This is a genomic window from Mycobacterium lepromatosis, from assembly GCF_000975265.2.
Taxonomy (GTDB): Bacteria; Actinomycetota; Actinomycetes; order Mycobacteriales; family Mycobacteriaceae; genus Mycobacterium; species Mycobacterium lepromatosis.
In genome coordinates, this window is sequence record NZ_CP083405.1 from 2,318,836 (window position 1) to 2,331,070 (window position 12,235).

Here is a 12,235-nt window from a genome sequence, read left to right on the forward strand (position 1 = left end):
AGCACCTCGTGCGGCTTAACAGTGCACCCCAGGAACTCTGGTGTAACGCCGGGTCGCCGCGATAGTCATGTTAGCTCGGCCGGCAAACAACCCGGCCCAGATCTCACGCTCACAACCGAATAGCTGAGCCACCAATTAGGGCTCGCGCTAAGAACCACAGTATTCAGACGGCGGTTGAGGTGGGCAGGAAGTAGCCAGCGCAATGTCCAACAATAACGCAGGACGATATATTTCTCAACCACTCAATAACACGCACTCGCGACGTATCGACCCTGGCTAGTATCTCGACTCTCCCCGTGTACAGATAACTATTCAACAGATTGACCCGTTTAAGCTCTGCCGTCAAGGGGTAAAGTGCAGGCGAGTTACGTCAAGTGGCGATACATGACCAGAGCCCACCTCATGGCGCCGGTAAACGTGTTCGCCTGGATACCCATCGAAGACAGCAGACCATCGCCCTTAGTCGCCGAATTCGTGCGCTTGGTACTTGTGGGCGTCTTCAAGGTCATCGAGGATTGCCGCCTGGGCACCCTGGGGTAGCGTGGGCAACATCGCGCGCACCCGGGCTTGGCGGCGTGCGACTGCTTTGCGCTTCGGCATACCCGGCGTCGCGGTGATCTGCGGCGGCACACCCTCGATTTCCTCGGTGCCACCCGCGTAATGGCCTGCCTCAAGCAAAGCTGCCTCTTCAGCCATGGTGGCCTCGTCCTTCTCCTCGGACATACCGATCGGCCCGATACGACAGCCGTTGAGGAATTGCCGTATGACCGGCTCATCGCTGGTTAGCAGCACCTCACGAGGTCCGAACATTACCAGATGCTTGCGGAACAACATGCCCATGTTATCAGGCACAGTGCGGGCGATGTTGACGTTGTGCGTCACGATTAGGATGGTCGCATCAATCTGGGCATTGATGTCCATGATCAGTTGACTCAGGTAAGCGGTACGGACCGGGTCCAGACCCGAGTCGGGTTCGTCGCACAGAATGATCTGCGGATCAAGAACCAAGGCACGCGCTAGACCGGCACGCTTGCGCATACCGCCGGAGATCTCTCCGGGGAACTTCTTCTCGTCCCCACCAAGACCGACCAACTGCAGCTTCTCCATGACGATGTCACGGATCTCGCTTTCCTTTTTCTTGGTGTGCTCACGCAATGGGAACGCAGTATTGTCGTAGAGGTTCATCGAACCGAACAGCGCGCCGTCCTGGAATAGCACACCGAACAGTGTGCGGATCTCGTAGAGTTCCTTAGCCGAACATTCGATGATGTTCGTGCCATCAATGAGGATCGCGCCACGTTCCGGCCGCAACAGACCGATTAAGGACTTCAAGAACACCGATTTGCCGGTACCCGACGGTCCGAGTAACACACTGACCTCTCCTGCGGGTATGTCAAGCGTGACGTCTTCCCAAATCCTCGAAGATCCAAAGGACTTGGTTAGTCCCTTCACTTCGATCGCAACGCCCATAGGCATCCTTCCGTCGCCGCCAATCATTGCCACCTGCCTTTTGTGTGGTTTGAGTCACTGAAGCGCACTCTTGAGGCAGGACATCACTGTTGCACAGCGCCACGAAAGGCCGGTGCAACCAAACCTACCCGACAAAGCGGGGAAGACTGCAGCAGCGTCGCGTCAGGCACTCGGTGCTCAGTTGACGTGAAAGCCCATTGGCATTCGCTGGGGCAGATGCACGGTGGCCACTGCCTCGATGGTTGAGGCATCTAGCAACAGCAATTGGCCTTCGTTACGGCCACGGTGATACCCTAAGTCCATTAGGAAGCCGTCGTATTTGGCGACAGCACCCGAATTCATCACAAAAGACAGCTCGTCAGTGAGCAAGTCGAGTCGAACACGCGACGTCGCTGGATCCGCTCGCGTGGTCATACTTGTAGAGGAACGTCGACATCTCGTCCTGCGTGACAAACCCGCCGTCGACGTTGACGATGTAGCCGCATCGGTGTCGATCGCCTATGTGGTTTTCGTGGATCCGGGGAAACTCCTGCGACCGATCGTCGCGGCATTCGTTATCGACCTCACCGGTTGTCAGATTGATCGTCCAACGATCCAGGATGGGCAGGCGCTCGCCGGTCGCGATCAAACATCCGTTGAAGTGGTGTACCCATATGAAGCACCAGCACCTCTACCCCATCCGGATTTCTAGAGTAGGCATTTAACTACCAGGGCTCGATATCGAACCACCGGACTGGAGTTTTGCCGGCAGTGTTATGTCCCGCTTCGCGGGACATAACACATATGCGCGCCGAATAGTCGGGGTTCCACGTGTACGGGAGGCCGACTGCGCGACAAGGTTGGCTCACGCCATTACCGGACCGAGGGGATTCGGGCTCGTCCGATCACCGACTGCGGACCCAGCGGTGGGTGGTATCAGCAGGCTTTCCCGTCGCACAAAGCTACCTCGTGCACCATGCCGTCTACGGGCAAACCAATGATACGGCGCCGGATCGACCTCAGGGAGCGCATTAGGTCCGTTACATAGGATCGCCCGTCCAGATGCTCAGGAATACACCCAGCGACCTCCAGGTCGATCGCGGTCACTTCGGTGGAAACCGGCGCCAGGAAATCTTCAGAATACTGATTCTGAGATTCGACGAGTTGCCCGGAAATCACAACTAGAACTTCTTTTTACGTCATTACTTCAACGTTACAGATGCCATAATTTTACCATATGACAAAAATGGCCTTATATATGACTCCGGGGCCCGGACGCAGTATTCGGGGATGAGATGCCGCATACCTCCGTCGGGCTGCTCAACCACCACGGGCCCGATGCGCTGCAGACCCGCAAGGTGTGTCGGCGCGCGCGGTACCTCGACGACGAAATTATACCCCCATGTTGGCGGCATACGTGCACTGATTGCCAAGGGGGGCTTGCGACAGTTCGACGCCGTGCTGGCAGTACCACAGACCGCCAATCTGGTGGCCATCAGCTCTGTTTACCGCCGCTATGTCATCGAGCAGTCATTACAGTATCGCCTTGATGTTCGGCAGCTGACGACACAATAATCGTAGCCATAACCGCCCAATTTTGGGCACTAATGCACAGACTTGGGTGATGCTTGGATCTGGCCGGGTACTGTAGCAACGACGGTGCTGCCGTCGATCCGATGCTCGGTTCAATGAGCTCGAATCTGCTTGTCGCTTTAGGAGATTAACCCGAGTGTGTTCAGCAGTCACAACGCTCGGCTGCCGACGTAAACTGAGAACACCAAACCCCAGGCCTTGCGCGGACTCCAGAGGCTTTCGCGAATTGACCTATTTGACGCTGACGGTGGCGCCGGCGGCCTCGAGCTTGGCCTTGGCGTCGTCGGCAGCCTCCTTGGCGACCTTCTCCAGCAGTGGCTTGGGCACGCCGTCGACCAGGTCCTTGGCCTCCTTGAGGCCCAGGCCGGAGACGATCTCACGGACAACCTTGATGACACCGATCTTCTTGTCGCCGGCGCTTTCGAGAATGACATCGAACTCGGACTGTTCCTCGGCGGGCTCGCTAGCCGCTGCCGCGGGTACACCAGCAACGGCAACAGGGATCGGAGCAGCAGCGGTGACCTCGAAGGTCTCCTCGAACTTTTTGACGAAGTCCGAAAGTTCCAACAAGGTCATTTCCTTGAACACGTCCAGCAGTTCGTCACTAGAGAGCTTTGACATGGCGGGGTCCTTCCTCGATTTCTGGTGCTTGGTTATTCAGCTGGAGCCGGTTCGAAAGCTTTCTTTTCCTGCAGTGCGGCGGCGAGCCTTGCCATCTGCGAGGCCGGCGCGTTGAATAGTCCGACCGCCTTGACGAGAGTGCTCTGCATAGTGCCGGCCAATTTGGCGAGCAACACCTCACGGGACTCCAGGTCGGCGATGCGTTCGACTTCGGCGACAGTCATCGGGTGGCCATCCATGTAGCCTCCCTTAATCACCAGCGCCTTGTGTTCCTTGGCGAACGTCTTGATGGCCTTGGCGGCGTCGACCGGCTCACCGGTGACGAACGCGATCGCCGTCGGGCCGGCGAATAGCTCGTCGAGCCCCTCGATGCCGGCTTCGGAGGCCGCCCGCTTAATGAGCGTGTTCTTGGCCACCGCATAGCTAGCCGAATCCGTGAGCGACCGGCGCAGCTCAGCCAAGTTAGCCACCGTCAAGCCGCGATATTCGGTAATCAACGCTGCCGTCGCAGCCTTGAACTGCTCGGCGATGTCTGCAACGGCGGTGGCCTTGTCAGCCTTAGCCATGCATACCTCCTGAGGTGTAAGGTCAGGTTGCAATTGGTGTCTGCAAACCTACCTGGGAATGACGAACGCCCCGGCGCAGGAATCGGCCGGGGCGTTAAACACGCCGACGCACGCCGGCGGGTGATGCCTCGTCCTCCTGCGTGGGCCGCCCGAGATGTTACTGGACCTTCAACCGACTCTTCGGTCACCGAACGGTCTCAGGTGGAGCTAAGTATCACATATAGTGCGACACCCTGGCCACAGCCAAAACGTTAGCGCGGTAGTCCTGCCATCACGGTCCACGCTGCAACCCCACGAACCTAACGACACCAACCAGACCCGGCCTCGCCATCGAGCTCGGCCGACATCACATACAGCCAAGCCAAAAATCCAGCCGGGTTTAGTAGGCCAATGTCGCGTACAGCGGGTCGAAATCAACCGACCAAATATCAAATTTGAGTGATGCCACCACCGACCACAAGGAGGTCTAGATCGCACACCACCGCAACCGAGGCGATCGTCCTCGCGAGCACGACGGTATCTCAGTGGAACACCCACCCCGCCGCATCGACCAGTTCCCTAGCGCCGGTGGCCCAACAAACAGTTCCGATGACTCCGCCGAAACCACCTGCATCCCCGCACTTTAAGACACTGGCCGGTGGTAGGTGCCCGTCTCGGACAAACAGCCCGCTTTCGGATTTGACCATGCCTGTCCGCACCTCACTCGTAGCCGACGAACACAGCGCCCTGCGCGAGTTTCTGGTGTTTCACCAAAGTGCATTTTTCGTGATGCCCTGGTCTTACTGATGAACAGGTCCGGTGTCCTAAGAAATCATCTTACTGGGGTTTTGAGTGACGCCCTGGTGTCACATCGAATTGGGACCCAACACCACCGGTTTGGCACACTACTCAGAATGAGTTCCACCAATAACCACGAGGTGGTCAAGCTAGACCGAGTACCCTTACTGGTCGAGGCGGCCCGTATAGCAGCCACCTGTTGGCAAATCGCCCGTGCTGCCGCTCGTGTCGCCACCAAGTTGGCGGGTAAGGATTCGTGGCAGCAAAAGGTGATCCAGGAAATTCCGCAGACCTTTGCCGACCTCGGGCCGACGTACGTCAAGTTCGGACAGATCATCGCGTCTAGCCCCGGCGCATTTGGTGAGTCACTGGCGCGCGCATTCCGCAGCCTGCTCGACCAGGTGCCGCCAGCCGACACGAACGAGGTGCACAAGCTGTTCGTGGAGGAGCTTGGCGGCGCGCCGTCTAAGCTGTTCGCCAGCTTCTCCGAAGAACCGTTCGCGTCGGCGTCCATTGCTCAGGTGCACTCCGCGATCCTGCACAGCGGCGAGCACGTCGTCGTCAAGATTCAGCGGCCCGGCATCCGCCGCCGGGTCGCTGCCGACCTGCAGATCCTAAAGCGCTTCGCGCAAGCAATCGAACTAGCCAAGCTGGGCCGTCGGCTCTCGGCGCAAGACGTCGTCGCCGATTTTTCCGACAACCTTGCCGAAGAGCTGAATTTCCGTCTCGAGGCACAGTCGATGGAAGCGTGGGTCTCCTACCTGCACACCTCGCCGCTAGGCAAGAACATCCGCGTGCCGAAGGTGCACTGGGACTTCACCGGAGAACGGGTGTTGACGATGGAGCAAGTACACGGCATCCGCATAGACAATGCGGATGCCATCCGCAAGTCCGGCTTCGACGGCGTCGAGCTGGTCAAGGCGCTACTGTTCTCGGTGTTCGAGGGAGGTCTGCGACACGGCCTGTTCCATGGCGACCTGCACGCGGGCAACCTGTATGTTGACGACCAAGGTCGCATCGTGTTCTTCGACTTCGGGATCATGGGACGCATCGACCCGCGCACCCGTTGGTTACTACGCGAATTGGCATTTGCCCTGCTGGTGAAAAAGGATCACGCGGCAGCCGGAAAAATCGTCGTGCTGATGGGCGCCGTGGGCACGGTAAAACCCAAGGCTCAGGCTGCCAAAGACCTGGAAAGCTTCGCCACGCCTCTGGCCATGAAAACCCTCGGCGACATGTCCTACACTGATATCGGCCGGCAGCTGTCGGCGCTGGCCGATGCCTACGACGTTAAGTTGCCCCGCGAACTGGTGCTTATTGGCAAGCAATTCCTCTACGTCGAACGGTACATGAAGCTGCTGGCGCCGAAATGGCAGATAATGTTGGATCCGGAGCTGACGGGTTACTTCGCGAACTTTATGGTCGAGGTCAGCCGCGAGCATCAATCCGACGTGGAGGTCTAGTGGAAGTGCGCAGCGGTTACGCTACCTCGGGCGACTTGAAGCTGTACTACGAGGACATGGGCAACATCGATGACCCGCCGGTACTGCTGATCATGGGGCTGGGCGCCCAACTGGTGCTGTGGCGGACCGCCTTCTGCGAAAAGCTCGTCGCTCAGAGCCTACGAGTCGTTCGGTACGACAACCGCGATGTCGGGCTTTCCAGCAGGACTGAGCAGCCCTGCCCCAGCCAGCCGCTGACCGCACGGCTGCTCCGCTTCTGGCTCGGGCGGCGCAATGCGTGCGCGTACACGCTTGAGGACATGGCCGACGACGCCGCCGCCCTGCTAGATCACCTCGACATCGAGCAAGCCCATATCGTAGGGGCATCGATGGGTGGCATGATCGCCCAAATCTTCGCAGCACGATTCCCCACGCGAACAAAGACCCTAGCAATCTTCTTCTCCAGCAACAATCGCCCATTCCTGCCGCCGCCCGCCCCACATGCCTTGCTAGCGCTTCTCACCGGACCGCCGTCCGGATCGCCGCGCGACGTGGTCGTCGATAACGCCGTGCGGGTAACAAAAATCACCGGCAGCCCACTCTACCGTATGCCTGAAGAACAGGTCCGCACCAACGCTGCCAAGATATACGACCGCAGTTTCTACCCCGTGGGTGTCAATCGACAGTTTAGCGCGATCCTGGGCAGCGGCAGCCTGCTGCACTACAACCAGCGCATAACCGCACCGACTGTGGTGATTCATGGCCGAGCCGACAAACTGGTAAGACCCTCCAGCGGCCGCGCGGTAGCCCGCGCCATCACCGGCGCCCGACTGGTTTTATTCGACGGAATGGGCCATGACCTGCCGCAACAACTGTGGGATCAGATGGTCGGGGTACTAATGAGCAATTTTGCCAAAGCCAGTTAATCAATATCAATTGAAGTCATACCAACTCGCGGAGTCGTACGGTGGGTGTATATGTAGGAGGTTACCGCACATGGCCAAGCTGAGGCCGTACTACGAAGAGTCACAATCGACATACGACATTTCGGACGACTTTTTCGCCCTTTTCCTTGACCCCACCTGGGTTTACACTTGCGCATATTTCGAACGCGACGACATGACTCTCGAGGAGGCCCAACTAGCAAAATTAGACTTAGCCTTGGACAAGCTGGACCTCGCGCCCGGGATGACGTTGCTCGACGTAGGTTGCGGCTGGGGCGGGGCGCTGGTCCGGGCGGTTGAGAAGTACGACGTCAACGTCATTGGCCTCACCCTCAGCCGCAACCATTACGCGCGCAGCAAAGCCAGGCTCGCCGAAATCCTGACGGAGCGGCATGCCGAGGCTCGGCTGCAAGGCTGGGAAGAGTTCGAAGAGAAGGTCGACCGTATCGTTAGTTTTGAGGCGTTCGATGCCTTTAAGAAAGAGCGGTATCCCGCCTTCTTCGAACGCTCGTATGACGTCCTCCCCGACGACGGTCGGATGCTGCTGCACAGCTTATTCACGTATGACCGGCGATGGTTGCACAAACAAGGCATTCCGCTGACAATGGACGACCTGCGGTTCCTTAAATTCCTGCGCGAGTCTATTTTCCCGGGCGGCGAACTCCCGTCCCAACCCGACATTGTGGACAATGCCGAGACCGCGGGGTTCTCCGTCGAGCAAATCCAGCTAATGCAGTCACATTACGCGCGAACGTTGGATGTATGGGCAGCCAACTTAGCTGCCGCCCGGGATCACGCCCTCGCTATACAGCCCGAAGAGATCTACGACAACTTCATGCACTACTTGACTGGGTGTGCGGACCGCTTCCGCCGGGGGCTCATCAACGTGGCACAGTTCACGCTGATAAAGTAGCGGGCACTGTCTCTTGATCCGAGCAAATTCGATCGAGGTTTAAAGATGCAGTTATGCAACGAATAGCGTGCCTCGAGCAAGACAGGGGATTTTTTCAGCACCTTTCGCCCGCTATTCTTGCCCATCGGTGTCGATGAGGGTTCAGAAAGGCACGCAAGGTCATGGCCAGGGAAGTGACGCCACAGGTAGCCGATGTCAGACGCACAACGATCTATCGGACGACTTCTTCCTCCTGTTTCTGGACCCCACCCCAGACCTAGAGCTGCGCATACTGCGAGCATGAGGACATGGACACTGGAAGAAACGCAACTCGTCAAGACCGACTTGACAGCTGGGCAAGCTGGGCTTGCAACCCCGATATGACGTTGCTCGACAGGAGCTATGGTTGGATGCGCCACCATGCGGAGGACGATCGAGAATTACGAAATGAACGTCATCAGCCTGAAGTTGTCGAAAATTAGACCGCCCATGTTCAGAAATCGTTCGACCAGATAGACAGTCCACCCAGCAAGCGTATGGTGCTCGATGGTTGAGAGCAGTTCCGTGAGAATACCAACCGCATCGTGTCAATCGGCGCATTCGAGCACTTTGGCCACGATCGCTACGGACGACCTCTTTGATCTCGCCCACAGCAGGCCCTACTTGACGACGGTGCGATGCCGCGGCACACGATCACTGAGCTGACCAAACAGCAGAAGATCGGCACGGCTTGCCGCTATCGCTCAAATAATAAATATAGTTCGTTTCTTCCGGTCTATCGTCACCGAAATTTTCCTGAGCAAACGGGTGCCAACCATTGAAATGGTGGAGGAGAATACGGCGAAAGCTAACTTCAAGCTAGCCTGTCACTAGTCGCTGCAGTCACACTAAGCACAAACCCTCGACTTGTGGGCTGAGACTCTCGAGAAGAACCAAAGTACGGCCATCGTGATTCAATCCGAACGAAGTCTACGAGCAGTACTGAATAACTCACGGGATGCAACAAGCTGTTGTTCCGCGCCGGCTACATTGATCTCAAGCAGTGCACCCTGGCGAGGGTAATGATCGCGCCAATCGGACTGCAATCTGACCGACTTCAATCGAGATAAAATAAAACAGAGTTAATATCTAGGATATCTTCGGTCTCGTGTAGAGTACCCGGAAAGGTTGCCTCGCCAAGGCGCCTATCCATCTAGGAGAACATAGTACCTGACAGCCCGGCGGGCGCCACACAGAGACAGTCTAGTACGGACGACGTTCAGACACACCACGGCCTTTCGAACGAATTCATCGCACTGTTTCAGGACCCGACTTGCACCTACAGTTGCGCACGTTTTCCGTACGACGACATGACCCTGCACAAAGCGCAGGTCGCCAAACTCGTTGTGGCGCTCGACAAGCTGGAGCTACAGCTAGGAATAGATCCTGCTCGACATCGGCTGGGGCTGAGGTGATGAAGCGGATCACCTAGCACTATGACGTCAACGTCGTCGGGTTGACCTTGTCCAAGAACCAGAATGCTTACTGCAGACCGGTGCTCGACGAAGTTGTGCGAACCGCTCGCGGCGAGCGCCACTGTGCGACTAGGACTAGTAGGCCGACTTCGACGAGCCGGTGGACCATATCCTCATCATCGAAGCGTTAGAGCACTCCGGTTTTAGCGTTATGACGATTTCTTCAAGTTTGACTATACGCGTTCCCTCGCTGACGGAGTGATGCTGCTGCACTCGATCACCAGGCTGCATCCAAAGCAGGTCGTTGAGTGCAGCATACCTATGATGATGGAGATAGCTAAGTTCATCTCATCAGGTTCATCATCAACGACATCTTCCCGAGAGCCGGCTGCCGATGATCGAGACCATCGAGGAACACTCAACGCAGGCCGGCTTCAATATAGCCCGCATCCAGTCACTGCAGCCGGACTTCGCCAAAGCCCTTGACCTGTCAGGCCGAGACTGGTCCAGATATGCAAGAACGAAGCTATCGCGATCCGGTCCAATGAGAGGCACATAAAGTACCTGACCGGTTGCGCCAAGGCATTCTGGATGGGCTACATCGACGGCAATCAGTTCACCCCCGAGAAGCAGAAGTTATGGTTGCACGTCGTATAAAACCGACGCTTGGTACGTGCGTAAGGCAGTGAACATCATGCAGGAGAACAAGACGACAATGACTGAGCAACCGACTAGCCCGACAAAGACGCGGACGCGCTCCGAAGATATCCAGGCGCACTACGACCTTTCGAACGAATTCTTCGCCCTGTTTCAGGACCCCACCCGCACCTACAGCTGCGCCTATTTCGAGCCACCAGACCTCACGCTCGAAGAAGCCCAGTACGCCAAGATCGACCTCAACCTGAACAAGCTGGATCTCCAGCCGGGCATGACTCTATTGGATATCGGCTGCGGTTGGGGCACCACCATGCGGCGCGCCGTTGAGAAGTACGATGTTAAAGTGATCGGTCTGACTTTGTCCAAGAATCAACACGCCAGTTGTGAGCAGGTGCTAAACGCTCTCGACAGCAACCGTTCACGTCAAGTGCGGCTGCAAGGCTGGGAAGATTTCACCGAGCCAGTCGACCGGATCGTGTCGATCGAGGCCTTCGAGCACTTCGGGCACGAGAACTACGACGATTTCTTCAAGCGGTGTTTCAACATCATGCCCTCCGACGGTCGGATGACGGTTCAAAGTAGTGTCAGCTACCACCCCTTCGACATGGCTGCCAGGGGTAAGAAGCTTAGCTTCGAAACGGCCCGCTTCATCAAGTTCATCATCACCGAGATCTTTCCAGGTGGGCGGCTGCCGTCGACCAAAATGATGGTTGAACACGGCGAAAAGGCGGGATTTACCGTCCCCGAACCGCTGTCGCTGCAATCGCACTATATCAAGACACTGCGAATTTGGGGCGACACCCTAGAGTCCAACCGGGCAAAGGCCATCGAAGTCACCTCTGAAGCGGTCTACAACCGGTACATGAAGTACCTGCGCGGCTGCGCGCACTACTTCGCCGACGAGATGCTAGACTGCAGCCTAGTAACCTACCTCAAGCCGGGCGCCTTGGATTAGTTCCGCCCTAAATTTCGGGTAAATGGTTGGATTACTGGCTGTGCCGTTCGTCGAATAAGTAGTAAATGGGAGCACAAAACTTCGCTCACTACCGTAGGGAACGAACATGCAGTACTTCGCCCTGTTGATCAGCAAGGAACAAAATCTCACGCCCGACGAACGGGCCCCGTGATGGCCGTGTTTGAAGGCTTCTATTCCAAAGCTGTCGCGACGCTATCGCTTGCCGGTGACGTCTTTACACCCATGGCTGTTGGGGTACAGATCACCGACAGCCCCGTCGTCAAAATAGCTTACGGCTACTACGTTTTCGAGGACAAAAACCTCGACGAGGTGCTGGCGTTAGCGCGCTACATCCCGGTCACCTCGTATGGCGCCATGGAAGCGTGGCTCATGGTGGGCGGGAGGATCCCGCCGCAACCACTGGAGGGCATCAACTGGATCGCACTCTGTTGGAGCCGCCGGACCGGTCGGCGGATCTCGGCTCGCCACGCTGGAAGGCGATGGTGTTGAACACCAGAAGTTCGAATTCAAACCCGCCATAGGCGGACGTCACATAAGGGCCAATGCTAGTCTGCATAAGCTGGCCAACACGACCACCGTGCGGGTGCGCGACTAACCGGAGCTCCTCATCACGGACGAGCCTTACGTGGAGGACACCGAAGTCGCCAACGGTTTCCTATATGTGTTTAACGCAAATGACCGCAACAAGTCAGTCAAGGCCGCATCCATGATCCCCGCCTCTACCGTGCAGCTGCAGCAGCTAACGGGTATCTCGGCCCTGTAAACCCAGCCAATAACAAGCCTGGACAGCGTCTTTCGTCTCGGGAGTGCAGACCCGGCCGTCGCCGTGCTCACACGGTGGTCCAAGGAGCCTCACCATCACGT

7 protein-coding genes and 4 pseudogenes are annotated in these 12,235 nt (G+C 57.3%); 7 read left to right on the forward strand and 4 right to left on the reverse strand.

From position 1 onward, the window contains the following. Nucleotides 1–459: 459 nt before the first annotated feature. Nucleotides 460–1,470, reverse strand: coding sequence for an ABC transporter ATP-binding protein (locus MLPF_RS11100; protein WP_045843468.1), 1,011 nt, complete (start codon nucleotides 1,468–1,470; stop codon nucleotides 460–462). 177 nt (nucleotides 1,471–1,647) lie between these two features. After that, nucleotides 1,648–2,628: pseudogene (locus tag MLPF_RS17740) on the reverse strand (carotenoid oxygenase family protein). A gap of 79 nt (nucleotides 2,629–2,707) precedes the next feature. On the opposite strand from MLPF_RS17740, the pseudogene MLPF_RS11110 reads away from it, so the two are divergent. Beyond that, nucleotides 2,708–3,173 (forward strand): annotated as a pseudogene (locus tag MLPF_RS11110) (hypothetical protein). A 100-nt stretch (nucleotides 3,174–3,273) separates the two neighbouring features. Here MLPF_RS11110 and rplL read toward each other — a convergent pair. Together rplL and rplJ are read right to left on the reverse strand one after the other, a co-directional pair. Next, entirely contained in the window at nucleotides 3,274–3,663 is a 390-nt protein-coding gene (gene rplL / locus MLPF_RS11115) for a 50S ribosomal protein L7/L12 (RefSeq protein WP_045843470.1), read from the reverse strand. Between the two features lie 32 nt (nucleotides 3,664–3,695). Further along, nucleotides 3,696–4,229: a 50S ribosomal protein L10 gene (rplJ, locus tag MLPF_RS11120; protein ID WP_045843471.1), complete on the reverse strand. Its 534-nt coding sequence runs from the start codon at nucleotides 4,227–4,229 to the stop codon at nucleotides 3,696–3,698. Nucleotides 4,230–5,122: 893 nt separating this feature from the next. Between rplJ and MLPF_RS11125 the strand changes: the two genes are divergently transcribed. The 6 genes and pseudogenes from MLPF_RS11125 (at nucleotide 5,123) to MLPF_RS11155 (ending at nucleotide 12,134) form a co-directional block, all read left to right on the forward strand. Then, entirely contained in the window at nucleotides 5,123–6,469 is a 1,347-nt protein-coding gene (locus MLPF_RS11125; RefSeq protein WP_045843472.1) for an ABC1 kinase family protein, read from the forward strand. Beyond that, nucleotides 6,469–7,374 (forward strand): alpha/beta fold hydrolase, encoded by a 906-nt coding sequence (locus tag MLPF_RS11130; RefSeq protein ID WP_045843473.1) that lies wholly within the window; start codon nucleotides 6,469–6,471, stop codon nucleotides 7,372–7,374. Before MLPF_RS11125 ends, MLPF_RS11130 begins: the two co-directional genes overlap by 1 nt. A 70-nt stretch (nucleotides 7,375–7,444) precedes the next feature. Continuing rightward, nucleotides 7,445–8,305: a mycolic acid methyltransferase MmaA1 gene (gene mmaA1 / locus MLPF_RS11135; protein ID WP_045843474.1), complete on the forward strand. Its 861-nt coding sequence runs from the start codon at nucleotides 7,445–7,447 to the stop codon at nucleotides 8,303–8,305. A gap of 1,181 nt (nucleotides 8,306–9,486) precedes the next feature. Further along, nucleotides 9,487–10,395: pseudogene (locus MLPF_RS11145) on the forward strand (class I SAM-dependent methyltransferase). Between the two features lie 37 nt (nucleotides 10,396–10,432). After that, entirely contained in the window at nucleotides 10,433–11,350 is a 918-nt protein-coding gene (mmaA4, locus tag MLPF_RS11150) for a hydroxymycolate synthase MmaA4 (protein WP_420329622.1), read from the forward strand. A 106-nt stretch (nucleotides 11,351–11,456) separates the two neighbouring features. Then, a pseudogene (locus tag MLPF_RS11155) lies at nucleotides 11,457–12,134 on the forward strand (YciI family protein). Nucleotides 12,135–12,235: the final 101 nt, after the last annotated feature.